The sequence below is a fragment of the Limnohabitans sp. genome (assembly GCF_038134685.1).
Taxonomy (GTDB): Bacteria; Pseudomonadota; Gammaproteobacteria; order Burkholderiales; family Burkholderiaceae_C; genus Limnohabitans_A.
In genome coordinates this window covers 44,803-70,249 of record NZ_JAYPVP010000002.1, presented here as the reverse complement: position 1 = coordinate 70,249, position 25,447 = coordinate 44,803, and the positions used below count along the sequence as shown (strand labels likewise).

The window sequence follows — 25,447 nt, the reverse complement described above, 5'->3', positions numbered from 1 at the left end:
CTTAGCTTTCGCTACCACCCTCGCCTGCTGCGCCGCCCGCTGGCTTGCGGCGGCGACGGCGGCGTTTTTTGGCGGGGCTGGCTTCGCCCTCGCCTGCACTGCCCTGCACTTCGCTGCTGGCCGCTTCGGGAGCAGCCGTGTCCAGCTTGGGTTTGCTGACGCGGCGGGTGCGGGTTTTGGGTTTGGCTTGTTGCTGGGTGCGGGCTTGCTCGACCAGTTCGGCGCGAGTTTGCTCGTCGGCCAGGCTGAATTCCTGCCACCAATCTGCGAGCTCTTCGGGCACTTCCTGGACATCCGCACGCAGGCGCAAAAAGTCGAACCCGGCCCTGAAGCGCGGTTGCTCTGCCAGGCTGAAGGGGGTACTGCCCACGCGTTTTTCGAAGCGGGGTTGCATCATCCAGATTTCGCGCATGTCGGCGCCGAGCTTGCCGCGGCCAGAGACGTCGCCAATGCGGGTGTCAAACACCTCGTCAATGGCGCCTTGCAGCGCGGGGAAGGGGTGCTCTTTTTGGGCCAGGCGCTCTTGCCAGGCTTGGCGCACGTCTTGCCACAACACACACGCGAGCAAGAAGCTGGGGGCGACGGGCTTGCCCTCCCCCACGCGGCGGTCGGTGTCGGCCAGGGCGGCGCGCACAAAATCGGTTTGGGCACGTTCGACCACGATGTCGAGCAGCGGATAAATGCCTTTGGCCAGGCCCAGGGTTTGCAGCTGCGCAATGGAGGCAAGCGCATGGCCGGTTTGCAGCAGTTTGAGCATTTCGTCAAACAGGCGGCTTTGGGGCACGTCGGCCAACAGTTTTTTCATGCTGGCCAAGGGCTTGGCGGTGCGAGGCTCGATGGCAAAGCCCAAGGGGCTGAGTTTGGCGGCAAAGCGCACGGCGCGGATGATGCGCACCGGGTCTTCGCGGTAGCGCGATTGGGGGTCGCCAATCATGCGCAGTACACGTTTTTGGGCGTCAGCAATGCCACCGTGGTAGTCGACCACGATTTGCGTTTGCGGGTCGTAGTACATGGCGTTGACCGTAAAGTCGCGGCGGGTGGCGTCTTCGTCTTGCGGGCCCCAGACGTTGTCGCGCAGCACACGGCCGCTGGCGTCGACCGCGTGTTTGACGCCTTCGAGGGCGCGTTTGCTGGTTTTTTCGTTGCCTTTGACTTGCTCGGCAGCGCTGTTGTCGAGGTAGGCGCGGAAAGTGGAGACTTCGATCACTTCGTGTTCACGGCCACGGCCAAAGACCACGTGCACGATCCGAAAGCGGCGACCAATGATGAAGGCGCGGCGAAACAGGCTTTTGACTTGCTCGGGTGTGGCGTTGGTGGCCACATCAAAGTCTTTGGGGCGCAGACCGACCAGCAGGTCGCGCACAGCACCGCCGACCACATAGGCTTCGTAACCCGCCTGGTGCAAGGTGCGCACCACGGTAATGGCGCGCTCGTCCACCAGCTCGGGGTTGATGCCGTGTACAGAAACCGGCACTTCGTGGCGGCGACCAAAGTCGGGACGGTTGCCGGCAGATTTACCCAGCAATTTATGGATGATTTTTTTGATCATTGAAACAAATCCAGTATGGGCCAGCCACGGGTTTGTGCCAGCTGGCGCAAGCGCTCGTCGGGGTTGGTGGCCACGGGGTGTTGGGCGCGCTCAAGCAAGGGCAGGTCGTTGGGCGAGTCGGAATAAAAGTGCATGTCGACATCGCTCCAGTCCAGACCGCGGTGGGCCAGCCACTGCTGCACGCGTTGCACTTTACCTTCTCTGAAAGACGGCGTGCCTTTGATTTCGCCGGTGATCCAGCCGCTGATGTCGCGCTCGAGTTCCACGGCAATGAGTTCGCTCACCCCAAAGGCTTGGGCGATGGGGCGGGTGACAAACTCATTGGTGGCGGTGACGATCATGACGGTGTCGCCCGCAGCCTGGTGTTTGCGCACCAGCTCCTGTGCGGCGGGACGGATGTTGGGGGTGATGACTTCGCGCATGTAGCGCTCGTGTGCCTGAGCGGCGGCTTGCGCGCCTTGCAAGCGCACAGCTTGGGTGGCAAAGCGCACATAGTCGTGAATATCGAGCGTGCCGGCCTGGTAGTGGGCGTAGAACTCGTCGTTGCGTTGCTTGAAACTGCTGGCATCGGTCCAGCCCAGGGTGATGGTGAACTCGCCCCAGGAGTAGTCGGAGTCGATGGGCAAAAGGGTGTGGTCCAGATCGAAAAGGGCCAGTTTCATTCGTTTTCCAGCATGGATTTGAGCAGGGGGATGGTGATGGCCCGACGGGTTTGCAAAGCGTATTGGTCCAGATTGTCCAGCAGTTGCATCAGGCTGGAGAGGTCGCGTGAAAAACGGTTGAGCATATAGGACATGACCTCGTCGCTCAAAAACAGGCCGCGGGCATCGGCCGCCTGTCGCAGTACGGCGCGGCGCGCGTCGTCGTCTGGCACGTGCAGGCTGTAGACGTGACCCCAGCCCAGGCGACTGCGCAGGTCGTCGCGCAGTTGCAGTTGCATGGGCGCTACGCTGCCCGAGGCGAGTAGCCAGCGGGCGTCGCCGGTTTGGGGGGTGAGCGCGTTCACAAACCAGTTGAAGGCCATGTGTTGCTGCTCGGCGTCGTACAGATGCACGTCGTCCAGGATGACAACGCGCCAGTCCTCATCGAACTCAGGGGGGTGGCGCATGTGTGCGTCCATCCAGCCAACAGGCACACCGTGATCGCGCAGAGCCAGATAGACGGCGCGCAGCAAGTGGGTTTTGCCACAGCCCTCCCTACCCCAAAGGTAAGTAGGCACTGGAGCACGTGCGCCATCTTGCGTCCATAAGCGCAGGTGGTTGAGCGCGGCCTCATTGCCCACAGCCACAAAATTATCCAACGAGGGCTCTGGGGCCAGACCAATGTCCAGCGCGATTTGCCTCACGCGTCACCTTCCGGTCTGGCACGATACAACGGACTGCTGAGGTAACGAGCACGCACATGGCGCAACGCCACCAATAACACCGCACTGACAGGCAACGCCACCAATACACCCACAAAACCCAACACTTGCCCAAAAGCCAGCAAAGCAAAAATCACGGCCAGTGGGTGCAGGCCTACACGCTCGCCGACCAAGCGGGGGGTCAAGAAAAAACTTTCGATCAATTGCCCACTGCCATACACCACGGCCACCATGGTCAACGCATCAGCGACTGGCATTTGCAGCACCCCGGCCATCAGCGCCAGCAGCAAGCCCACACCGAAACCCAAATACGGCACAAACATGGCCAAGCCGGTGAACACGCCAATGGGCCAAGCCAGTTCGAGTCCGAACAAACGCAGGCCCAGCGCGTAGTAAAGCGCCAGCAGCACCATCACCGAAAGTTGGCCACGCAGGTACTGGCCAAGCACTTCGTCCACTTCATGGAGCAAACTGTCCAGCGTAGCGCGCCAGGCAGGAGGAACAAGCACGTGAACCTGGTCGGACAAACGGCCCCAGTCCTTGAGCAGGAAAAAAAGCGCCACAGGCACCAGCACGGCGTGCCCCAAAACAGCCATGGCCGCGCTGCCCCCCACCTTGAGCGAAGACAGCAAGGGCTTGATCCAATCTTCACGGTTATCGTTCAGATAAGAGAGCAGCTGCGCCTGCAGCTGGGGAAAATCCGGCACGCTTGGCAATCCCCACTGAGCCAGCAAACGCTCCAGAGCCACGCCCAGGCGCTCAACAATGACCGGCAGCTGTTGCTGGATCAATGGCAGCTCCTTGAGCAGCACGGGAACCAAAAGCATCAGCAACCCCAGTAGAGCCAGCACAGCCAGGCATTGCACCAGCACTGCAGCCAGCCAGCGAGGCAAACCTGAGCCATGGAGCTTTTTCACCAGCGGCTGTAGAGCATAGGCGAGCACTGCAGCCACCACAAAAGGGGAAAGAACCGGTGCCAACATCCACACCAGCAGCGCAGCCAGGGCAGCCAGGCCAGCCCAAGCGAGCCAGCGAGCAAATGAAGGATTGGAGGTCATGACAGATGAGTTTGTATAAAAAGCCGGGCTTGAAGATCAGCCGTTTTGGGTAAACCCTTAAAATTGAGTCTGATTTTAGTCTGCCCACCGTTTATCGGGCCCCATCGACCCTGATTAGACCTGCACATGCGCAGGCCCCCTCATGAGCCAAACACCTCTCTCCTACAAAGACGCCGGCGTGGACATTGTTGCCGGTGACGAACTCGTCGAACGAATCAAGCCCCTGGCCAAAAAAACCATGCGCGAAGGCGTGCTGGCCGGCATCGGTGGCTTTGGCGCCCTGTTTGAAGTGCCCAAGCGCTACAAGGAACCGGTGCTGGTGAGCGGTACCGACGGTGTGGGCACCAAGCTCAAGCTGGCGTTTGAGTGGAACATGCACGACACCGTGGGCATCGATCTGGTGGCCATGAGCGTGAACGATGTACTGGTACAAGGCGCAGAGCCCCTGTTCTTCCTGGACTACTTTGCCTGCGGCAAGCTCGATGTGGACACGGCCGCCGCAGTGGTCGGCGGCATTGCCAAGGGGTGCGAGCTGTCGGGCTGCGCCTTGATTGGCGGCGAAACGGCCGAAATGCCGGGCATGTACCCCGCGGGCGAATACGACCTGGCCGGGTTTGCGGTCGGTGCGGTCGAAAAATCCAAAATCCTGACCGGTCAAAACGTGCAGGCAGGTGACGTGGTGCTGGGCCTGGCTTCCGCAGGTGTGCACTCAAACGGCTTTTCACTGGTGCGTAAGTGCATCGAACGCGCGGGCACCAACACCCCAGCCACGCTGGACGGCAAGCCGTTCAAAGCCGCCATCATGGAGCCGACCCGCCTGTATGTGAAGAACGTGCTGGCTGCGCTGGCCGCACATCCGATCAAGGCGCTGGCTCACATCACCGGTGGCGGCTTGCTGGAAAACATCCCGCGCGTGTTGCCCGAGGGCCTGGCCGCCCACCTGCAAAAAGGCAGCTGGCCGCAAACAGAACTCTTTGCCTGGCTGCAAAAAACCGCTGGCATTGACGATATCGAGATGAACCGCACCTTCAACAACGGCATCGGCATGGTGGTGGTGATTGCCGCTGACCAGGCCGAGGCCTGCTCTGCCACGCTACGCGCCGCTGGCGAGACGGTCTATACCATTGGCCAGATTGCTGTTCAAGGCGACGGCGCACAGGTGGTGGTAGCTTAAGGCCCAAGGTCATTGCGAGCCACTCAGTGGCGAAGCAATCTCCTTGATCCGGGCTTGCAGCGCCCCTTGGTCTGCGGCCAGGGGCTCTGCATCCAGATAGGCTTGCAAGTCTGACAAAGCCTGGCCTGCATTACCCAGCTCGGCGTGCACCAGGCCGCGGTCGCGGCGCTCTGCCCAGGACTCTGGCCACAAGACCAAAATGCGGTCCAGCACCGCCAGGCAGGCAGGCCAGTCTTGCTGGGTCTGGTATATCTCTTTGAGGTTGCGCAACATACGCGTGAGCACATCGCGCGGCGGGCAACTTTGCAGATACAGGCCCAGCGGGGTCTCACCCTCGTCCAGATCGGGTTTGAGCAGCTGATCTTCTTGGTCGCGGAAAGGCTCCAGACGCTCAGACAAGTGGTCAATGCCCAGCGACTCGCCAGTTGCGGGGTCCAGCACCACCAGACCACTGTCGAGCGCCACCTTGACCAGGAAGTGACCCGGAAAAGCAATCCCGTGGGCACGCAAGCCCAGCTCTTGGGCCATTTCCAGCCAGATCACGGACAGTGAGACTGGAATGCCTCGGCGCGTACGCAACACTTCGTTGACAAAACTGTTGCGCGGCGCATAGTAGTCATTGGCATTGAGACCAAAGCCCATGTCCTTGTAGAACACGTGGTTGAGGACAGCCAAGCGCGTCAGGTCATCGGCACTGCTGATCATGCGACTGCGCACACGATCAACCATGCGTTCCACTTCTTCCAGCACCGACTCCACATCCAGCTCGGGTTCATCGATCAGGGCAATGCTGGCAGCCGCCTCCAGCAAAGGGAAATGTTCATCACTGCTCACCAGTGCGGCAAAGTAGTCCAGTGCCGATGGAGTTTGGTCAAAGTTGGGGATGTTCATGATGAATCACCTCTGAATTTCAACGGCGTACAAAAGCCTGGCGACGCACGCCCAAGAGCCAGAGACCGGAGAAGTACACCAGCGCGCTGCCCAACAATACGCCCAGCATCCAGCCTAGCCGCTGCAAGGGTTGAGCCTTCAGTTGCACCCAGTCCAGCGCCTGAGCGGCCCACCACAGCCACACACCCAGTGCAACAGTAGCGGCCGTTACTTGTCCGGAAAACCGTAACCAGCCCGCTTGAGGTGTGTAGCGTTTTTGGCGCAGCAGCCCTGCCAGCAGCCAGGCTGCGTTGATGAGAGCGCCCACGCCGATCGACAAGGCCAACCCTGCATGGGCCAGCCAGGGTACGAAAACCAGGTTCATACACTGTGTAAGCACCAGCACCACCATGGCAATACGAACAGGCGTACGAATATCCTGGCTGGCGTAGTAACCTGGCGCCAGCACCTTGATGGCCACCAACCCCATCAGCCCCAGGCCGTACCCCATCAGTGCCAACGTGGTTTGCTGTACATCTATCGCTGTGAACGCGCCATAGTGGTAGAGCACAGACACCAGCGGTTTGGCAAACACCAACAAGGCCAGTGCGCAAGGCAAGGCCAGCAGCAGCACCAACCTCAACCCCCAGTCCAGCATGGCGCTGTAGGAGTGCGCATCACCTTTGGCACGTGCCGCTGCCAGTTGGGGCATGAGCACGACGCCCAGCGCCACACCCAACAAGGCAGTCGGGAACTCCATCAAGCGATCAGCGTAACTGAGCCAGCTGACACTGCCTTCTTGCAGGTACGACGCAATCTGGGTATTGATGAGCAAGGACACCTGTGCCACACCTACACCCAGCAAAGCCGGCGCCATCAAGCGCAGCACATCACGGGTGGCCGGACTGCGCCAGGCCTGCGCAACGCCCCGGGCGCTCATGGCGATGCCGGGCAGAAGCTTCAAGCGCCTGAGTGCTGGCCATTGCAGTGCCAGCTGAAGGGCTCCGCCGACCATGACCCCCACGGGCAAGGCATAAATAGCGGGCAGACCCACGCGTTCAAACAGCGGCGCTCCCCACCAGGCAGCTGCAATCATGCTGACGTTGAGCAAGACCGGCGTGGCCGCCGGGACCGCAAAACGCTTCCATGTGTTGAGAATCCCCGCCGACAAGGCCACCAGGGACATGAAGGCAATATAGGGAAACATCCAGCGCGTCATGTGCACGGCTGCGTCGTAGCCCTGGGCGTTTTGACGCAAGCCGCTGGCCAGCGCCCACACAAGGGCTGGAGCGGCGAGCACGCCCACCACCGAGACCAGTAACAAGGCCCAAAACAAGCAAGTGGCCACGTTGTCAATCACTTCGCGTGTAGCATCGTCTCCTTCACGAGCGCGATGCCCCGCCAAAACAGGCACAAAGGCCTGGCTGAAAGCCCCCTCGGCAAACAGACGGCGAAACAAGTTGGGAATGCGAAACGCCACATTGAAGGCGTCGGTCAAGGCACTGGCTCCAAAAGTCGAAGCCACCAACAACTCGCGCCCCAGACCCAGCACGCGCGAGGCCAGAGTCAGGAAAGACACAACAGAGGCAGATTTGAACAAGCTCACATGCGCAGTGTAGCGGCTTGGCGCACGCTTGGGTGTGCTGCATTGGCAGGCTCTCGCTGACCTGCTACAATGGTTGGCTTTGCTGACAACATCCTCAGACTCCTAAGGAAAATTATCATGGCATCTGGAAAGCCTAAGAAAAAGAACCCCCGTCTGGCCTCTGGCCGTAAACGCGTCCGCCAGGACACCAAAATCAACGCCGCCAACTCTTCGCTGCGCTCCAAGTACCGCACCGCTGTGAAGAACGTGGAAAAAGCTGTTGTGGCTGGTGACAAAACCAAAGCCACCGAACTGTTTGCCAAAATGCAAGCCGTGGTTGACAGCATTGCCGACAAAGGCATCTTCCACAAAAACAAGGCCGCTCGCGACAAGAGCCGCCTGTCCGCCAAAGTCAAGGCTCTGGCCTTGGCCGCAGCCTGATCCCCTCTACCGGATCACAGCCCGGCAGGGCCAGCCCTGCCGCCGTTTGAAACGGGTGCGCTGTCAGCAAAAAAATAAAAAACCGCCTTCGGGCGGTTTTTTCATGGTCATTTGGCTACCGGAGGATCTGGCAGCAAACAGGCTTCGACCACCTGCAAATGATTGTCTTTGGCGAAGTTCATGACGAAATCCCAGGCCATGGGTTCATGGTCGCGCAAATCACGGTTGACCACCACACATTTGACACCCCCCATAGAGGTGGGAATACACCAAGGGGAATAACTCAGGTGACTGCCCAAGCGCGCACCACCGGGGCGAAACGGGCTCATGACGCCTGCCAGACGCTCCGCCCAGTCGCTGGGACGGAAGGTTTTGCCATCGAGGGTGATGCCCTGGATGAAAACTTCTTTGGCAGTATTGGAGACCATCGGGTAGAGGGATAAAACGCATGACGCTGACGCATGGGATCACCACACGCCACTCGATAAGGGTATTCTATCTTATATAAGACTTGAAACTCAGTGGTAACCCTGAGAAGCAACGGTTTTCCACAAGCGAAGAGCTTGCCAGGAGAGGGGCATGAATACCTCTAAAATCACGTTTCAACGGCCCTCTTCGTTGGGCCGCTTTTTATTTGCACCGGAGTTTTCGCATGTCCGCTTTCATTGAAGCCGCTTCGCCGCACACCATGAACACGTATGGGCGCCTGCCCATCGCGCTTGAGCGCGGTCAGGGTTGCCGCGTTTGGGATGTCAATGGCAAGCAGTACCTCGATGCCTTGGCCGGCATTGCCGTGAACACCCTGGGCCATAACCACGCCGAACTGGTGCCTGCGCTGCAGGATCAGGTGGCCAAGATCATCCACAGCTGCAATTACTACCACGTACCCAACCAGGAAAAGCTGGCTGCCAAGCTGGTGGAGCTGTCGGGCATGACCAATGTGTTTTTCTGCAACTCCGGGCTGGAGGCCAACGAAGCCGCCATCAAACTGGCGCGCAAGTTTGGCCACGACAAGGGCATCAGCTTTCCGAAAATCGTGGTGTACGAAAAAGCCTTCCATGGCCGCTCGCTGGCCACGCTGAGTGCCACGGGTAACGCCAAAATCCAAAAGGGGTTTGAGCCGTTGGTCGAGGGCTTCATCCGCGTACCCGTCAACAACATCGAAGCCCTGAAGGCCGCCACCGCCAACGACCCTAGCGTGGTGGCCGTGTTCTTTGAAACCATTCAGGGCGAAGGCGGCGTCAACCCCATGGGCACCGAGTACCTGCAACAAGTGCGCGCCCTGTGCGACGAAAAAGACTGGCTGCTGATGATTGACGAAGTGCAGTGCGGCATGGGCCGCACCGGCAAATGGTTTGCGCACCAGTGGGCGGGCATCGTGCCCGACGTGATGCCGCTGGCCAAAGGCCTGGGCTCGGGTGTGCCGATTGGCGCCGTGGTGGCGGGCCCCAAGGCCGCCAACGTATTCCAGCCGGGCAACCACGGCGGCACCTTTGGCGGCAACCCGCTGGCCATGCGCGCCGGGGTGGAGACCATTCGCATCATGGAAAAAGATGGCCTGCTGGACAACGCCGCTAAAGTCGGCGCGCACCTGAAAGCCGGTCTGGAAAAAGCCCTGGCCGGCAAGCCTGGCGTGAAAGAGATCCGTGGTTTTGGCTTGATGCTCGGTGTGGAACTGGACAAGCCATGCGGCGTGCTGACCAACCGCTGCGCCGAAGCGGGCTTGCTGATCAGCGTGACTGCGGACAGCGTGGTGCGCATGGTGCCCCCGCTGATCATGACCATCGCCGAGGCTGACGAGGCGCTGTCTATTGTGGTGCCGCAGATCCAACAATTTTTGGCAGAGCAAGCATGACGATTCGCCATTACCTTCAGTTCACCGATTGCACGGCCGACGAATACGCGCACTTGTTCAAGCGCGCTGCCGAGATCAAGCGCAAGTTCAAGGCTTACGAAAAATACCATCCGCTGGCTGACCGCACGCTGGCCATGATTTTTGAAAAGGCCAGCACCCGCACCCGCGTGAGCTTTGAGGCGGGCATGTACCAGCTCGGTGGCTCGGTGGTGCATCTGACCACGGGCGACAGCCAGCTGGGGCGCTCCGAACCCATCGAAGACAGCGCCCGCGTGATCAGCCGCATGACCGACCTGGTCATGATCCGCACCTTTGGCCAGGACAAGATCGAAAAGTTCGCCTCGCATTCCCGCGTGCCAGTCATCAACGGCCTGACCAACGAATTTCACCCCTGCCAGATCATGGCGGACATCTTCACCTACATCGAGCACCGCGGTTCCATCCAGAGCAAGGTGGTGGCTTGGGTGGGTGACGGCAACAACATGGCCAACACCTGGCTGCAGGCAGCGGAGCTGCTGGGCTTTACCGTGCACGTGAGCACACCCAGCGGCTACGAAGTCAATGCCGAGGTGGCGGGCGTCAAAGGCAATGCACATTACAAGGTGTTCAGCGACCCGCTCGAAGCCTGTCGTGGCGCAGACCTGGTCACCACCGATGTGTGGACCAGCATGGGCTACGAGGCCGAGAACGAAGCGCGCAAAGCCGCTTTTGCCGACTGGTGCGTGGACGAAGCAATGATGGCCGTGGCCAAGCCCGATGCGTTGTTCATGCACTGCCTGCCCGCCCACCGCGGCGAGGAAGTGACCGCCGAAGTCATCGACGGCGCGCAGTCCGTCGTGTGGGACGAAGCCGAGAACCGCATGCATGTGCAAAAAGCACTCATGGAGTTTTTGCTGCTCGGCCGCGTGAACGCCTGAATGCAGTGACATGAGCCAGTGCACCAGCTGCGGGGCTTGCTGCGCCAGCTTTCGGGTGGACTTTTCGGTGTTTGAATACGAAGAAGGCGGCGGCTCGGTGCCTGCAGGCTTGGCCGCCCCGATCACCGAACACACCTGCCGCATGCGCGGCACCGACCACAGCCCACCACGCTGTGCAGCACTGTATGGCCGCATTGGCGAGAAGGCCACTTGCGGCATTTACGAGTGGCGCCCTTCCCCTTGCCGCGAGTTTGAGGAAGGCAGCGATGCCTGCCAGCGCGCCCGCCAACGCCACGGTATGCCAACGCTCGCCTAAAGCCTTTGCCTTCTAACCCTGGTGCCCGTACAGCCAGGGCACATCCATCAGACGATCGCCCAGCAACTGTAACGACAGATTACGCCCCAGTGCCATGGGCCCTTGGGCATGAAAGATTTCGCCATTTCGAATGGATCGCGCTTGCACCCGTGCATTGCGCGCCCAGCGCTGGCTGGCGTAGTGCGCCAACCGTTGTTCAACAGGCTCGCCCTGCGACCAGCATTGGGCCAGGGCGTATGCATCTTCAATGGCCATGCCCGCGCCCTGTGCTAGGTATGGTCGCATGGGGTGTGCGGCATCGCCCAGCAAGGCCAGGCGACCTTGCGCCATTTGGGTTGCACTGATCAACGGTGGGCGGTCGTGCAAAGCCCACAAGCGCCAGCTCGGCACTGCTTCCAAACGCTCACGCAGAGATGAACAGACAACGCCCAAACCCGTCCTCAGACCTTGTTGCACGGCTGCCTGGTCCCAGTCTTGCGGGTTTTGCGGTTTGGCGCCATGCACAATGGCCACGATGTTTTGCCCTTGCCCTGCCTGCACCGGGTAGTGCACCACATGAACTTTAGGACCCATCCAGACCGTCACCTGGTCGGTACGCAAATGCGCGGGCAAGTCCGCTTGCGGAACCAAGGCACGGTAGGCCAGTTGCCCCGAAAAGCGCGGCTCCTCCAAGAGTCCCATGGCTTGTCGGGTCAGGCCCCAAAGGCCATCGGCCCCCAGTAGCGCGGGGCTGTGCATTTGCCAGGCCGAGCCGTCGGCACGTACGCCTTGCACTTGCACGCCATCGCAGGTTTGCAGCACCTGCTGTAGTTGATGTCCCAGGAACATCCTGGCACCTGCACCCAAAGCAGCCTTGGCCAACAAAGCATGCAGGTCGGCGCGGTGAATGCTGGCATAGGGTGCGCCATAAACGGCTTGCGTGCGCTCGCCCAAAGGCAGCTCGCCCACGACACGACCACTGCGTGCATCGCGCGCCTGCAGGCGTTTGGGGAATGCCGCCACGGCATGCAAAGCGTCTTTCAAACCCCAGGCTTGCAAAATGCGCGTGACATTGGGCCCAATTTGAATGCCCGCCCCCACCTCGAAAAACGCCTCGGCACGCTCGAGCACCTGCACCGCCTGCCCCTGACGCGCCAGTGCCAACGCGGCAGCCAGCCCGCCAATGCCTGCGCCTGCAATCACCATGTCTGTCTTCACCATGGGCCCATTGTGCCTGCTGCATGCCAAGCGGAGCCAAACATCGGACAATACGGGCATGACCTCGATCAAAGCCCCCGAACTTTTGCTGCCTGCCGGCTCGCTGGACAAAATGCGCGCCGCCTATGCTTTTGGTGCCGACGCCATCTACGCCGGCCAGCCGCGCTACAGCCTGCGTGCCCGTAACAACGAATTCCGACTGGAACAACTGGCCCAAGGCATTTCTGAAGCACACGCCTTGGGCAAGAAATTTTTTGTCACCAGCAACCTGATTGCGCACAACGACAAGGTGCGCACTTACCTGCGCGACATTGAACCCGTGATCGAGATGAAGCCAGATGCCCTGATCATGGCCGACCCCGGTCTAATGATGATGGTGCACGACAAGTGGCCTGACGTACCGATCCACCTCTCGGTGCAGGCGAACACCACCAACTGGGCCACGGTGAAGTTCTGGCAGAAGATGGGCGTGAGCCGCATTATTTTGAGCCGCGAGCTGAGTTTGGACGAGGTGGAAAAAATCCGCCAGGAATGTCCGGACATGGAAATTGAAGTGTTCGTGCACGGTGCGCTGTGCATTGCCTACTCGGGCCGCTGCCTGTTGTCGGGCTACTTCAACCGCCGCGACCCCAACCAGGGCACCTGCACCAACGCCTGCCGCTGGAACTACGCCACCAGCGAAGCCACCGACCAGACCGACAGCGGCGAAGTGCTGCCCGTCAAGATGGAAGGCGACTTCAACTTTGCCAGCGAACAGGAAACCGCCGACAAGGCATTTTCGTCCTGCGGCGATGGCCAGCGCCACCCGGCCGCGGACAAGGTGTATTTGATCGAAGAAGCCAACCGCCCTGGCGAGCTCATGCCCATCATGGAAGACGAGCACGGCACCTACATCATGAACAGCAAGGACCTGCGCGCAGTCGAGTTGATTGAGCGCCTGGTCAAAATTGGTGTGGACTCGCTCAAGATCGAAGGCCGCACCAAGAGCCTGTATTACGTGAGCCGCACCGCACAGGTGTACCGCCGCGCGATTGACGATGCCGTAGCTGGCCGCCCCTTCAACCCCGAACTCATCAGCGAGCTCGATGGCCTGGCCCACCGGGGTTACACCACCGGTTTTCTGGAGCGCCGTCCCGCGCAGAGTTACCAGAACTACGAAACCGGCCATTCGGTGGGCCACCGCAGTCAGTTTGTCGGCGAGGTGCGCAGCGTCCGCGAGGGTTGGGTAGAGGTGGAAACCAAAAACCGCTTTGCGGTGGGCGATACGCTGGAAATCATTCACCCCAGCGGCAACCGCAAAGTACAGCTGACCCAGATGAAAAACATGGATGGCCACACCATCGAAGTGGCTTCGGGCAGCCCGCTGCGTGTTTTGATTCCCATGGATGGCCCGGCAGATGGCGCGTTGATCGCACGCATGTTCTGAATCATTTACCCCCAGGGGTAAAAGGAGTATAGTTTTGTCTTCATTGACCCCGTCAATTTCGGTTTTCCCCCGGGAGACAAAACATGGCCTGGAACCTTAACGAAGTCCGCACCACGGTTCGCAACCTCTGGTTTCGCGACACACAGGAAGACAGCATCTTCATCAACGACACCGCCGTGCGCATCCGCGCAGGCATCTTGATGATCATTCCCATCATGATGGGCCTGACCTTGTTTGACGTGGTCTTTGGCTCACACTGGGAAATCACGGGCAACATGATCAAGGACACGTTTGACACGGACTTTGACGGCCGCATTCTCTACCATGTCGAAGCCGTACGTCGTACCTACGATTACACGACGCAGACCTGGGTCTTGTTTTATGCCCTGTTCGAAATGCTGTCCGGCCTGTTTGTGACCACTTCTCGCCTATCGCCGACGATTTTGATGGCCAGCTTCCTGGCCAAGAGCCACCGTCCCTACTGGAAGCCACTGGTGCCCAAGCGCTTTGCCTGGACCTTGGGTTCAAGCTTCATCATTGCCTGTCTGATCTTCTTCAATCCGGACACATTTGCCGGTTGGGTCAACACCCTGCTGCGCAGCGAAGTACTGCCTACAACTTATAACTACATGCCGCGCTGGATTCCAGTGACCCTGGTTTGGACCTGTCTGGGCTTCATGTGGCTTGAAACCGTTCTAGGCTTTTGTATGGGTTGCAAATTGCACTCGATCGCCGCCAAGCTGGGGCTGGTGAAAGAAGAGTGCGAAGAGTGCAACAACCTGGATTTCCGTTACTGAACAAGGTAGCTTCGTCACTGCACTCCTCGCAATGACGACTCTAAATAAAAACCCCCGCCAGCTTACGCTGGCGGGGGTTTCGCTTTTCAGCCTCTCAAGTTCAGAGGGTCACGCTTTTGGCAGTCTCTGCGTACTCTTCGATCTGGTCGAAGTTCATGTACTTGTAGATCTTGTCGGCGTTCTTGGTGACAACACCGATCTCGGCCATGTACTCTTCGACAGAAGGGATGCGGCCCAGCTTGGAGCACACCGCCGCCAGTTCGGCCGAGCCCAGGAACACATTGGTGTTCTTGCCCAGACGGTTGGGGAAGTTGCGGGTCGAGGTGGACATGGCGGTCGAGCCTTCCTTGATCTGGGCCTGGTTGCCCATGCACAGCGAGCAGCCGGGCATTTCCATGCGGGCGCCCGCACCGCCCAGGGTGGCGTAGTAGCCTTCCTTGGTCAACTCGGCTGCGTCCATCTTGGTCGGCGGGGCCACCCACAGGCGCACCGGGATGTCTTTCTTGCCTTCCAGAATCTTGCCCGCAGCGCGGAAGTGGCCGATGTTGGTCATACAAGAGCCGACGAACACTTCGTCGATCTTGGTACCGGACACTTCGGACATGAACTTGGCGTCATCGGGGTCGTTGGGGCAGCAGACGATCGGCTCCTTGATGTCGGCCAGGTCGATCTCGATCACGGCAGCGTATTCGGCATCCTTGTCGGCCTTGAGCAGCTCGGGCTTGGCCAGCCAGGCTTCGACTTTCTCGATGCGGCGGGCCAGGGTCTTGGCGTCTTCGTAGCCGTTGGCGATCATGTTCTTCATCAGAACGATGTTGGAACGCAGGTACTCGGCGATCGGCTCGGGGTTGAGCTGGATGGCACAAGCAGCGGCAGAGCGCTCGGCAGCGGCATCAGACAGTTCGAACGCTTGCTCCACCTTTAGGTCGGGCAGGCCTTCGATTTCGAGCACGCGGCCCGAGAACACGTTCTTCTTGCCGGCCTTCTCCACAGTCAGCAGACCCGCCTTGATGGCGTACAGCGGAATGGCGTGCACCAGGTCGCGCAGGGTGATACCAGGCTGCATCTGGCCCTTGAAGCGCACCAGCACGGATTCGGGCATGTCCAGCGGCATCACGCCAGTGGCAGCGCCGAAAGCCACCAGGCCGGAGCCCGCGGGGAAGGAAATACCAATCGGGAAACGGGTGTGCGAGTCACCGCCGGTGCCCACGGTGTCGGGCAAGAGCAGGCGGTTGAGCCAGCTGTGGATAACGCCGTCGCCCGGGCGCAGGGCCACGCCACCACGGTTAGAGATGAACTTGGGCAGTTCGCGGTGCATTTTCACGTCCACCGGCTTCGGGTAAGCAGCGGTGTGGCAGAAGGACTGCATCACCATGTCAGCGCTGAAGCCCAGGCAAGCCAGGTCTTTGAGCTCGTCGCGGGTCATCGGGCCAGTGGTGTCTTGCGAGCCCACGGTGGTCATCTTGGGTTCACAGTAGGTGCCCGGACGCACGCCCTGGCCTTCAGGCAGACCGCAGGCGCGGCCGACCATCTTCTGGGCCAGGGTGAAGCCGGCCTTGCTGGCGGCAGGCGCCTGGGGCAGACGGAACAGGGTAGAAGCAGGCAGACCCAGGAATTCGCGGGCCTTGGCGGTCAGCGAACGTCCAATGATCAGGTTGATACGGCCACCAGCGCGCACTTCGTCGAGCAACACTTGCGACTTGAGCGTAAAGGCAGCGACTTCAGCGCCGTTTTTGGTGATCTTGCCGTCGTAGGGCAGCACTTCGATCACGTCACCCATCTCGAGTTTGGAGACGTCCACTTCGATCGGCAGGGAGCCGGAGTCTTCTTGCGTGTTGAAGAAGATGGGAGCGATCTTGCCGCCCAGGGTCACACCGCCAAAGCGCTTGTTCGGCACGAAGGGGATGTCCTGGCCCGTGGCCCAGATCACGCTGTTAGTGGCGGACTTGCGCGAAGAACCGGTGCCGACCACGTCGCCCACGTAGGCCACGAGGTTGCCCTTTTTCTTGAGGTCTTCAATGTACTGGATGGGGCCGCGAACGCCGTCTTTTTCAGGCTTGAAGGCCGCGTCGGGACGGGTGTTCTTGAGCATCGCCAGGTAGTGCATGGGGATGTCAGGACGGGTGGTGGCGTCGGGCGCGGGCGACAAGTCGTCGGTGTTGGTTTCGCCAGGCACCTTGAACACGGTCACGGTGATGGACTTGGGCACTTCGGGACGGGTGGTGAACCACTCGGCGTCGGCCCAGCTCTGCATGACTTCCTTGGCCTTGGCGTTGCCGGCCTTGGCCTTGGTGGCGACGTCGTTGAAGTAATCGAACATCAGCAGGGTCTTTTTCAGACCTTCAGCGGCGATGCCGGCGACTTCAGCGTCGTCCAGCAGTTCGATCAGGGGGTGCACGTTGTAGCCGCCGACCATAGTGCCCAGCAGCTCGGTGGCCTTGGCCTTGGAGACCAGACCCACTTTGATGTCGCCATGGGCAACCGCAGCCAGGAAAGAGGCCTTGACTTTGGCGGCATCGTCCACGCCCGGCGGCACGCGGTGGGTGAGCAGATCCATCAGGAATGCGTCTTCGCCTGCGGGCGGGTTCTTGATCAGCTCGATAAGAGCTTCCACTTGCTTGGCGTCAAGCGCCAGCGGTGGAATGCCGAGTGCCGCGCGTTCGGCGACGTGTTCACGGTAGGCTTGCAACATGGTACGTTCTCCTGTCTAAAAAAAGGTCTGAGTGGCAGATGGCAGACTGCGTCCTGTCTGGTGCGCACGTTCGAGCACCTGCCAGAAAAATCGGTAGCTGGCGCGGTCGTGCAATTGACCGGCATGGCTGATGGGTGCCCACTGCGCAGCGTGCGCTGCAGCAATGATGTCGCTGGCGCGCTCGATTTCGGCTTCGGTGGGGGCCATCGCCTCCAGAATGGGGCGAATCTGCGCCGGGTGGATGCTCCACATGCGGGTGTAACCAAACTCGCGTGCAGCTTTGCGGGCGGCTTCGCGCATGGCGTCCGTGTTGTTGAACTCGGTCACTACACAGTGCGACGGCACTTTGCCGTGAGCGTGGCAGGCGCTGGCAATGTCGAGCTTGGCACGCACCACCAGCGGGTGGGTGAATTGCCCTTGCGCTGCCATGCCGTCCGATGGAATCGCACCGCCATGGGCCGACACAAAGTCCATCAACCCAAAACTGAGCGACTGCACGCGGGGGTGGGCTGCAATATCAAAAGTACGGTGCACGGCGGCGGGGGACTCGATCAGCACCTGCAGCGGCAGGGCTGTGGCACCAGCGGCATCGAGCGCTGCAGCAGCGCGCTCCACATCTCGCACCGATTCCACCTTGGGCACCATGATGTGCACCAGGCGGTGACCAGCGCGACCTGCAATCTGGGCCACGTCGGCATCAAAAGAGGGGTGATCCACCGGGTGGACCCGCACCGCAACGCGAGCGTCTGGTGCTGCGGCCAGCGCCAGCTCGGTGACCAGCGCGGCGTGTTCCGCCTCGCCGCCCACCGGGGCGCCATCCTCGCAATCGAGGGTGACATCGAAGACACAGGTGCCGTATTCCTGCGTCATCTCGGCCTGCAGTTGCAGGCTTTTGCGCATCCGCGCTTCGACGCCGCTGTAATGGTCACACACCGGCAGCTGCTCGCTACCGGCTTGCGCCCCTAACAACACGTCACGCGGATGCATGCAAGCGACCTATCAGAGCAGGTGGGCCACGCCAGCTTGCTCGTCAGTCAGTTCCTTGAGCGTCTTGTCAATGCACTGCTGGCTGAAGGCATCGATGGACAGGCCTTCGACAACCTTGTACTGGCCGTTTTCGCAAGTGACGGGGAAGCCGAACATGACGTCCTTGGGAATGCCATACCAGCCTTGCGAAGGGATGCCCATGGTGACCCACTTGCCATTGGTGCCCAGGGCCCAGTCGCGCATGTGGTCGATGGCGGCGTTGGCAGCCGAAGCAGCAGAGCTCAGGCCACGGGCTTCGATGATGGCGGCGCCGCGCTTGCCGACGGTCGGCAGGAAGACGGTTTCGTTCCAGACCTGGTCGTTGATCATGTCCTTGACGGATTCGCCGTTGATGGTGGCGAAGCGGTAGTCAGCGTACATGGTGGGCGAGTGGTTGCCCCACACGGCCAGCTTCTCGATGTCCTTGACGGCCTTGCCGGTCTTGGCGGCGATTTGCGAGGCAGCGCGGTTGTGGTCCAGGCGCAGCATGGCGGTGAAGTTGCCGGGCTTGAGGTCGGGAGCCGACTTCATGGCGATGTACGCGTTGGTGTTGGCGGGGTTGCCCACCACCAGCACCTTGACGTCGCGGCTGGCCACGGCGTTCAGAGCCTTGCCCTGGGCGGTGAAGATGGCGCCATTGATGGACAGCAGCTCGGCACGCTCCATGCCGGGGCCACGCGGACGCGAGCCCACCAGCAGGGCGTAGTCGGTGTCCTTGAAGGCGGTCATCGGGTCAGAGTGGGCTTCCATGCCGGCCAGCAACGGGAAAGCGCAGTCTTCGAGTTCCATCATCACGCCCTTGAGGGCTTTCTGTGCTTTCTCGTCAGGAATTTCCAGCAGTTGCAGGATGACGGGCTGGTCCTTGCCCAGCATTTCGCCAGAGGCAATGCGGAACAACAGGGCGTAACCGATTTGACCAGCTGCGCCGGTAACGGCAACGCGGACAGGCTTCTTGCTCATAGAAAACTCCAGAAAAGTGTGAGGTAACAGAAAAGAGAAACAACGCGTGAGTGTACCCGCGAAAACCCTGAGAGGTCAATTTGTCTTATGTCTTATATAAGATATGATTGCACCCCTGACAGGGGGCTGACCTCCTGCACCCATTTGTTGCCCATGAACACGCAAAGCACCCCTCCAGAACTCACAGCAAGCTCGGAAAACACCGCATCTGCGCCGGCCTTCAGCCCGCTGTACCAACAGATCAAGGGGCTGATCCTGCAAAGCCTGCAAGCCGCAGAGTGGAAGCCAGGCGAATCGATTCCCAGCGAGATGGACCTGGCCGCCCGCTACCGGGTCAGCCAGGGTACTGTGCGCAAAGCCATTGACGAGCTCGCTGGCGACAACCTGCTGGTACGTCGCCAGGGCAAAGGCACCTTTGTGGCCACCCATGCCGAACAGCACGTTCAATACCGCTTCCTCAAACTTGTGCCCGACAGTGGCGATCTGTCCAGCGAAGGCCCGGCACAGCGCACCATCGTGGATTGCCGCCGTCTGCGCGCCAGCGCCGAAATTGCCCGCACCCTGGCCCTGCGCTCGGGCGACACCGTGGTGCAGGTGCGGCGCGTGCTGGCCTTTGCGGGTGTGCCGACCATTTTGGAAGACCTGTGGCTGCCCGGCGGCCCCTTCAAAGGCCTGAGTGCCGAGCGCCTGGCCGAGTACCACGGCCCCATGTACGGCCTGTTCGAGTCCGAATTTGGCGTGCGCATGGTGCGAGCTGACGAAAAAATCCGTGCCGTGTTGCCCGATGAGGGCCAACAAGCCCTGCTGGCCGTGCCCGCTGGCACCCCGCTGCTGAGCGTCGAGCGTGTGGCCTACACCTACAACGACACCCCCATGGAGCTGCGCCGCGGCCTGTACCGCACTGACAGTCACCATTACCACAATGCCCTGAGCTGAAAAAAACGTTTTTCCACGCTGCAAAGTCAACCTTCTGAAATGCTCATGTCAGTTTGTTGCATTGCAATAGAATCCGTGCGTTTGTCCCCAAAAATTACAAACGCGTTACCACCCCTCAGAAAGTGCCACCATGACTGAAATCGCACGCAAGCGGCCCGTGTTCCGCAACATCAATGCCCTGAAGGATCTGCCCACCTACCGCCTGCCCGCAGCAGGCTGGGTATCGATCCTGCACCGCGTCAGCGGTGTCCTGATGTTCCTCTTGATGCCCTTCATCATCTGGATGTTCGACACCTCCGTCAGCTCCGAAATCTCCTTCGCCAGCTTCAGCGCCGCCTTCAATGTGGGCTTGGGCTTTGTGCCCGGCGTGCTGGTCAAGCTGGTGACCCTGGCCCTGATCTGGGCTTATCTGCACCACTTCATTGCCGGCGTTCGCCACCTGTACATGGACGTGTTCCATGCTGTGAGCAAGGAATTTGGCAAGTCTTCCGCCGTGGTCACCCTCGCCCTGAGCCTGGGTCTGACCGCTGTGCTGGGCGCCAAGCTGTTCGGCCTTTACTAATTCACCAGGAGCAAACAACATGTCCGTCAATTACGGCTCCAAGCGCATCGTCGTCGGCGCTCACTATGGTCTGCGCGACTGGCTCGCGCAGCGCGTTACCGGCGCCCTCATGGCCCTGTTCACCCTGGTGGTACTGGCTCAGGTGATCTTCACCTCCGGCCCCATCGGCTACGAACAGTGGGCCGGCATCTTCGCCCCCCAATGGATGAAGTTCCTCACCTTTGCCGTCATCGTGGCCCTGCTGTGGCACGTGTGGGTGGGTGTGCGTGACATTTTCATGGACTACATCCAGCCCGTGGGCATCCGCCTGTCGCTGCAGGTGTTTGCCATTGTGTGGCTGGTCGGCTGTGCCGGCTGGGCCGTCCAGGTGCTGTGGCGTCTGTAATCGTCGCCCTTCTTCGCGTACCTCTCACTGATTGAAGACCATGAGCTATACCAAAGACCAAATCGCCAACCGCAAGTTCGACGTTGTCATCGTCGGCGCCGGTGGCTCGGGCATGCGTGCCTCGCTGCAACTGGCCCGTGCCGGCCTGAATGTGGCCGTCCTGTCCAAAGTGTTCCCCACCCGTTCGCACACCGTGGCCGCCCAAGGTGGCGTGTCCGCCTCGCTGGGCAATATGTCCGACGACAACTGGGAATACCACTTCTACGACACCGTCAAGGGCTCCGACTGGCTGGGCGACCAGGACGCCATCGAATTCATGTGCCGTGAAGCGCCGAAAGTCGTTTACGAACTCGAGCACATGGGCATGCCCTTCGACCGCAACCCTGACGGCACCATCTACCAGCGCCCGTTCGGCGGCCACACCGCCAACTTTGGCGAAAAGCCGGTGCAACGCGCCTGTGCTGCAGCTGACCGTACCGGCCACGCCATGCTGCACACCCTGTACCAGGCCAACGTGGCAGCCCGCACCACCTTCTTCGTGGAATGGATGGCATTGGACCTGATCCGCAACGCCGAAGGCGATGTGGTCGGCGTGACCGCCCTCGAAATGGAAACTGGCGACCTGTACACCCTGCAAGCACAGACCGTGCTGTTTGCCACCGGTGGCGCTGGCCGCATCTTCCAATCCTCCACCAACGCCTTCATCAACACCGGTGATGGCCTGGGCATGGCTGCTCGCGCAGGTATCCCGCTACAGGACATGGAGTTCTGGCAATTCCACCCCACCGGCGTGGCCGGCGCGGGCGTGCTGCTGACCGAAGGCTGCCGCGGTGAAGGTGCCATCTTGCTCAACAGCAATGGCGAGCGCTTCATGGAGCGCTATGCGCCTACCCTGAAAGACTTGGCACCGCGCGACTTCGTGTCCCGCTGCATGGGCCAGGAAATCCTGGAAGGCCGTGGTTGCGGCCCCAACAAGGACTTCATCTTCATGAAGCTCGACCACCTGGGCGCCGACACCATTCGCAAGCGTCTGCCCTCCGTGGAAGAAATCGGCCACAACTTCGCCAACGTCGACATCACCAAAGAGCCGATTCCGGTTGTGCCCACCATCCACTACCAGATGGGCGGCATCCCCACCAACATCAATGGCCAGGTGGTTGAAAACATCAACGGCGAAGACAAGCCCATCAAAGGCCTGTACGCCGTGGGCGAGTGCTCTTGCGTGTCGGTGCACGGCGCCAACCGACTGGGCACCAACTCCTTGCTGGACTTGCTGGTCTTCGGCAAGGCCGCTGGCGACCACATCATCGCCAACACCAAGGCCGGTGCAGCCCAAGCTGATCTGCCCGCCAGCGCCTCAGACGCCACCCTGGCCCGCCTGAACCGCCTGGAAGCTGCTTCCAGCGGCGAATACGCCCAGGACATCGCCAACGACATGCGCGCCATCATGCAAGCTCACGCCGGCGTGTTCCGCAGCCAGGAAACCATGGACGAAGGCGTTCGCAAGATTGCCGCCCTGCGTTCGCGCGTGGCCAACATCGGTCTGCAAGACACCTCCAAGGTGTTCAACACAGCCCGTATCGAAGCGCTGGAAGTGGAAAACCTCATGGAAGCCGCCCAGGCCACCATGGAAAGTGCGGCTGCCCGTAAAGAGTGTCGCGGCGCCCACCTGGTGCGTGACTACGAACACGACGTGACCCACCCCACCTGCCCGCTGGGCCGCAACGACGCCGAGTGGATGAAACACACCCTGTGGCACAGCGAAAACAACCGCCTGAGCTACAAGCCTGTGCGCATGAAACCTCTGACGGCCGAAACCGTGCCGCCGAAACCCCGTACCTTCTGATCCGGAACGTTAGAAAACAAGGAATCTGAAAAATGGCAAAACGTACATTCAAGATCTACCGCTACGATCCGGACAAGGATGCCAAGCCTTATATGCAAAGCCTGGACATCGAGCTCGACGGCTCCGAGCGCATGCTGCTCGACGCCCTGGTCAAGCTCAAGGCTGCGGACCCCACGCTGTCTTTCCGTCGCTCCTGCCGCGAAGGCGTGTGTGGCTCGGACGCCATGAACATCAATGGCAAGAACGGCCTGGCCTGCCTGACCAATCTGAACACGCTCAAGGGCGACATCGTCCTCAAACCGCTGCCTGGCCTGCCCGTGGTGCGCGACCTGATCGTGGACATGACGCAGTTCTTCAAGCAGTACCACTCGGTCAAGCCCTACCTGATCAACCACGACCAGGCCCCAGACACCGAGCGTCTGCAAAGCCCCGAAGAGCGCGACGAGCTCAACGGCCTGTACGAGTGCATCTTGTGCGCCAGCTGCTCGACCAGCTGCCCCAGCTTCTGGTGGAACCCCGACAAGTTTGTGGGCCCCGCCGGTCTGCTGCAGGCCTACCGCTTCATCGCCGACAGCCGCGACCAGGCCACCGCAGAGCGTCTTGACAACCTGGAAGACCCTTACCGTCTCTTCCGTTGCCACACCATCATGAACTGCGTGGACGTTTGCCCGAAAGGTCTGAACCCCACCAAGGCGATTGGCAAGATCAAGGAATTGATGGTGCGCCGCGCCGTCTGACCCCAAAGCCCGGACAGAACCCACATGTTGGCCGACGAAACCTTGAACGGTCAGGATCAGCACGCCCCTTTGAGCGAGCGGTCTCTGAGCAAGCTGCGCTGGCGCTGCCGGCGTGGCCTGCTCGAAAACGATTTGTTCATCGAGCGTTTCTTCGACAAGCACGCTTCTTGCATGACCGTGGGTCAGGCACGCGGCATGTACACACTGATGGACCTGTCCGACAACGATCTCATGGACTTGCTGCTGCGCCGCAAGGAGTTGCAGCCCGAGATCAGCACCGATGAGGTGCGCCAAGTCCTGAACATGCTCCGAGATTGATCCAATTTGGGGCCAGCCCGTTTTACCTCAAGGAACCCGACCATGAAACTTGCCGACAACAAAGCCACCCTGTCGTTCAGCAACGGCGCACCGAGCGTCGAAATGCCCGTCTACTCGGGCAACATCGGTCCGGATGTGATCGACATCCGCAAGCTGTACGCACAAACCGGCATGTTCACTTATGACCCCGGCTTCCTGTCCACGGCATCCTGCCAGTCCGCCATCACCTACATCGACGGTGACAAGGGTGAGCTGCTGTACCGCGGCTACCCCATCGAACAGCTGGCCAACAAGATCGACTTCCTCGACACCTGCTACCTGCTGCTCAAGGGCGAACTGCCCAACGCCGCGCAAAGCAAAGATTTCCACGAGACCGTGAACCACCACACCATGGTCAACGAGCAAATGCAGTTCTTCCTGCGCGGTTTCCGTCGTGACGCCCACCCCATGGCTGTGCTCACAGGCCTGGTGGGTGCCCTGTCTGCCTTCTATCACGACAGCACCGACATCAACAACCCAGAGCACCGCGAAATTGCGGCCATCCGCTTGATCGCCAAGATGCCCACTTTGGTGGCCATGGCCTACAAATACGGCATGGGCCAGCCCTACATGTATCCTCGCAATGACCTGTCCTACGCCGGCAACTTCCTGCGCATGATGTTCGGCACCCCTTGCGAAGACTACAAGGTCAACCCCGTGCTCGAGCGCGCCATGGACCGCATCTTCATCCTGCACGCTGACCACGAGCAAAACGCCTCCACCTCCACCGTGCGTCTGTGCGGTTCGTCCGGCACCAACCCGTTTGCAGCCATTGCCGCGGGCGTGGCCTGCCTGTGGGGTCCCTCGCACGGCGGCGCCAACGAAGCTTGCCTGAACATGCTCGAAGACATCCAGAAAATGGGTGGCGTCTCCAAAGTCGGCGAGTTCATGAACCAGGTCAAGGACAAGAACTCTGGCGTCAAGCTGATGGGCTTCGGTCACCGCGTTTACAAAAACTACGACCCCCGCGCCAAGCTCATGCAGGAAACCTGCAACGAAGTGCTGGCCGAACTGGGTCTGGAAAACGACCCGCTGTTCAAGCTGGCCAAAGAGCTGGAAAAGATCGCCCTGGAAGACGAATACTTCGTCAGCCGCAAGCTCTACCCCAACGTGGACTTCTACTCCGGCATCGTGCAACGCGCCATTGGCATTCCTGTGAACCTGTTCACCGGTATCTTTGCCCTGGCCCGCACCGTGGGCTGGATTGCCCAACTGAACGAAATGATCAGCGACCCAGAGTACAAAATCGGCCGTCCCCGTCAGCTGTTCACCGGCTCGCCACGTCGCGACGCCTAAGCGCTGCGCTGCTGCGCACACAAGCCCGCCACATGTGGCGGGCTTTTTTCATTCCCAAGCACGAAGGCAGATGGGTGGGGATGGTGGGCTCTGGCGGCCCGA

The 25,447-nt window shown here is 60.6% G+C and carries 25 protein-coding genes; 14 read left to right on the top strand and 11 right to left on the bottom strand.

The features are described from left to right. Position 1 precedes the first annotated feature (1 nt). Genes pcnB through AAFM15_RS01255 form a run of 4 tightly spaced genes read right to left on the bottom strand, consistent with a single transcriptional unit; the run spans position 2 to position 3,970 of the window. Positions 2 to 1,549 (bottom strand): polynucleotide adenylyltransferase PcnB, encoded by a 1,548-nt coding sequence (gene pcnB, locus AAFM15_RS01270; protein ID WP_341684891.1) that lies wholly within the window; start codon positions 1,547 to 1,549, stop codon positions 2 to 4. After that, positions 1,546 to 2,211 carry an HAD family hydrolase gene (locus AAFM15_RS01265; protein ID WP_341684890.1) on the bottom strand — a complete coding sequence of 222 codons (666 nt, stop codon included), beginning with the start codon at positions 2,209 to 2,211 and terminating at the stop codon, positions 1,546 to 1,548. Before AAFM15_RS01265 ends, pcnB begins: the two co-directional genes overlap by 4 nt. Then, the gene (gene hda, locus AAFM15_RS01260) at positions 2,208 to 2,894 is read right to left on the bottom strand and encodes a DnaA regulatory inactivator Hda (protein ID WP_341684889.1); all 687 of its coding nucleotides are present in this window, start codon (positions 2,892 to 2,894) and stop codon (positions 2,208 to 2,210) included. Before hda ends, AAFM15_RS01265 begins: the two co-directional genes overlap by 4 nt. After that, positions 2,891 to 3,970 carry an AI-2E family transporter gene (locus tag AAFM15_RS01255; protein ID WP_341684888.1) on the bottom strand — a complete coding sequence of 360 codons (1,080 nt, stop codon included), beginning with the start codon at positions 3,968 to 3,970 and terminating at the stop codon, positions 2,891 to 2,893. The genes hda and AAFM15_RS01255 overlap by 4 nt, the downstream gene beginning before the upstream one ends. A gap of 142 nt (positions 3,971 to 4,112) precedes the next feature. Between AAFM15_RS01255 and purM the strand changes: the two genes are divergently transcribed. Continuing rightward, a complete protein-coding gene (gene purM, locus AAFM15_RS01250) occupies positions 4,113 to 5,144 on the top strand; it encodes a phosphoribosylformylglycinamidine cyclo-ligase (protein ID WP_341684887.1) in 1,032 nt (343 codons plus the stop codon). Between the two features lie 9 nt (positions 5,145 to 5,153). Here the strand turns inward: purM and AAFM15_RS01245 are convergent, their stop codons facing one another. Continuing rightward, positions 5,154 to 6,035: a tetratricopeptide repeat protein gene (locus tag AAFM15_RS01245; RefSeq protein ID WP_341684886.1), complete on the bottom strand. Its 882-nt coding sequence runs from the start codon at positions 6,033 to 6,035 to the stop codon at positions 5,154 to 5,156. Between the two features lie 19 nt (positions 6,036 to 6,054). Then, positions 6,055 to 7,620: a murein biosynthesis integral membrane protein MurJ gene (murJ, locus tag AAFM15_RS01240; protein WP_341684885.1), complete on the bottom strand. Its 1,566-nt coding sequence runs from the start codon at positions 7,618 to 7,620 to the stop codon at positions 6,055 to 6,057. 117 nt (positions 7,621 to 7,737) lie between these two features. Here murJ and rpsT point away from each other — a divergent pair, with 117 nt between their 5' ends. Then, complete coding sequence (gene rpsT, locus AAFM15_RS01235) at positions 7,738 to 8,040, top strand: 30S ribosomal protein S20 (protein ID WP_341684884.1); 303 nt, start codon at positions 7,738 to 7,740, stop codon at positions 8,038 to 8,040. Positions 8,041 to 8,147: 107 nt separating this feature from the next. On the opposite strand, the gene AAFM15_RS01230 is transcribed toward rpsT, so the two are convergent. Next, positions 8,148 to 8,468 carry a DUF3579 domain-containing protein gene (locus tag AAFM15_RS01230; RefSeq protein ID WP_341684883.1) on the bottom strand — a complete coding sequence of 107 codons (321 nt, stop codon included), beginning with the start codon at positions 8,466 to 8,468 and terminating at the stop codon, positions 8,148 to 8,150. A 224-nt stretch (positions 8,469 to 8,692) separates the two neighbouring features. Between AAFM15_RS01230 and AAFM15_RS01225 the strand changes: the two genes are divergently transcribed. From AAFM15_RS01225 to AAFM15_RS01215, 3 genes are read left to right on the top strand one after another with little or no spacing between them, the layout of a single operon-like run. Then, on the top strand, positions 8,693 to 9,895 hold the full coding sequence (locus AAFM15_RS01225) for an aspartate aminotransferase family protein (protein ID WP_341684882.1): 1,203 nt from the start codon (positions 8,693 to 8,695) through the stop codon (positions 9,893 to 9,895). Beyond that, the gene (gene argF / locus AAFM15_RS01220) at positions 9,892 to 10,812 is read left to right on the top strand and encodes an ornithine carbamoyltransferase (RefSeq protein ID WP_341684881.1); all 921 of its coding nucleotides are present in this window, start codon (positions 9,892 to 9,894) and stop codon (positions 10,810 to 10,812) included. The genes AAFM15_RS01225 and argF overlap by 4 nt, the downstream gene beginning before the upstream one ends. Before the next feature lie 10 nt (positions 10,813 to 10,822). Next, complete coding sequence (locus AAFM15_RS01215; protein WP_341684880.1) at positions 10,823 to 11,128, top strand: YkgJ family cysteine cluster protein; 306 nt, start codon at positions 10,823 to 10,825, stop codon at positions 11,126 to 11,128. A 12-nt stretch (positions 11,129 to 11,140) separates the two neighbouring features. On the opposite strand, the gene AAFM15_RS01210 is transcribed toward AAFM15_RS01215, so the two are convergent. Continuing rightward, positions 11,141 to 12,328, bottom strand: coding sequence for an FAD-dependent monooxygenase (locus tag AAFM15_RS01210; protein WP_341684879.1), 1,188 nt, complete (start codon positions 12,326 to 12,328; stop codon positions 11,141 to 11,143). A gap of 55 nt (positions 12,329 to 12,383) precedes the next feature. On the opposite strand from AAFM15_RS01210, the gene yegQ reads away from it, so the two are divergent. Both yegQ and AAFM15_RS01200 read left to right on the top strand, forming a co-directional pair. Continuing rightward, a complete protein-coding gene (yegQ, locus tag AAFM15_RS01205) occupies positions 12,384 to 13,751 on the top strand; it encodes a tRNA 5-hydroxyuridine modification protein YegQ (protein ID WP_341684878.1) in 1,368 nt (455 codons plus the stop codon). Between the two features lie 83 nt (positions 13,752 to 13,834). Then, positions 13,835 to 14,548: a DUF4395 family protein gene (locus AAFM15_RS01200; RefSeq protein WP_341684877.1), complete on the top strand. Its 714-nt coding sequence runs from the start codon at positions 13,835 to 13,837 to the stop codon at positions 14,546 to 14,548. Between the two features lie 100 nt (positions 14,549 to 14,648). Here AAFM15_RS01200 and acnB read toward each other — a convergent pair whose 3' ends face one another. The 3 genes from acnB to AAFM15_RS01185 are packed head-to-tail and all read right to left on the bottom strand — an operon-like array spanning position 14,649 to position 19,226. After that, on the bottom strand, positions 14,649 to 17,240 hold the full coding sequence (gene acnB / locus AAFM15_RS01195; protein WP_341684876.1) for a bifunctional aconitate hydratase 2/2-methylisocitrate dehydratase: 2,592 nt from the start codon (positions 17,238 to 17,240) through the stop codon (positions 14,649 to 14,651). Positions 17,241 to 17,255: 15 nt separating this feature from the next. Next, positions 17,256 to 18,227 (bottom strand): aldolase/citrate lyase family protein, encoded by a 972-nt coding sequence (locus AAFM15_RS01190; protein WP_341684875.1) that lies wholly within the window; start codon positions 18,225 to 18,227, stop codon positions 17,256 to 17,258. A 12-nt stretch (positions 18,228 to 18,239) separates the two neighbouring features. Continuing rightward, on the bottom strand, positions 18,240 to 19,226 hold the full coding sequence (locus AAFM15_RS01185; protein ID WP_341684874.1) for a malate dehydrogenase: 987 nt from the start codon (positions 19,224 to 19,226) through the stop codon (positions 18,240 to 18,242). A gap of 153 nt (positions 19,227 to 19,379) precedes the next feature. On the opposite strand from AAFM15_RS01185, the gene AAFM15_RS01180 reads away from it, so the two are divergent. The 7 genes from AAFM15_RS01180 (at position 19,380) to gltA (ending at position 25,345) form a co-directional block, all read left to right on the top strand. After that, positions 19,380 to 20,162 (top strand): GntR family transcriptional regulator, encoded by a 783-nt coding sequence (locus AAFM15_RS01180; RefSeq protein WP_341684873.1) that lies wholly within the window; start codon positions 19,380 to 19,382, stop codon positions 20,160 to 20,162. Positions 20,163 to 20,292: 130 nt separating this feature from the next. Further along, positions 20,293 to 20,724, top strand: coding sequence for a succinate dehydrogenase, cytochrome b556 subunit (gene sdhC / locus AAFM15_RS01175; RefSeq protein ID WP_341684872.1), 432 nt, complete (start codon positions 20,293 to 20,295; stop codon positions 20,722 to 20,724). Between the two features lie 19 nt (positions 20,725 to 20,743). Continuing rightward, entirely contained in the window at positions 20,744 to 21,109 is a 366-nt protein-coding gene (gene sdhD / locus AAFM15_RS01170; RefSeq protein ID WP_341684871.1) for a succinate dehydrogenase, hydrophobic membrane anchor protein, read from the top strand. A gap of 40 nt (positions 21,110 to 21,149) precedes the next feature. Further along, on the top strand, positions 21,150 to 22,955 hold the full coding sequence (sdhA, locus tag AAFM15_RS01165; protein ID WP_341684870.1) for a succinate dehydrogenase flavoprotein subunit: 1,806 nt from the start codon (positions 21,150 to 21,152) through the stop codon (positions 22,953 to 22,955). A 32-nt stretch (positions 22,956 to 22,987) separates the two neighbouring features. After that, on the top strand, positions 22,988 to 23,692 hold the full coding sequence (locus AAFM15_RS01160) for a succinate dehydrogenase iron-sulfur subunit (protein WP_341684869.1): 705 nt from the start codon (positions 22,988 to 22,990) through the stop codon (positions 23,690 to 23,692). A 24-nt stretch (positions 23,693 to 23,716) separates the two neighbouring features. Next, positions 23,717 to 24,010 (top strand): succinate dehydrogenase assembly factor 2, encoded by a 294-nt coding sequence (locus tag AAFM15_RS01155; RefSeq protein WP_341684868.1) that lies wholly within the window; start codon positions 23,717 to 23,719, stop codon positions 24,008 to 24,010. Between the two features lie 42 nt (positions 24,011 to 24,052). Then, entirely contained in the window at positions 24,053 to 25,345 is a 1,293-nt protein-coding gene (gene gltA, locus AAFM15_RS01150) for a citrate synthase (protein WP_341684867.1), read from the top strand. Positions 25,346 to 25,447: the final 102 nt, after the last annotated feature.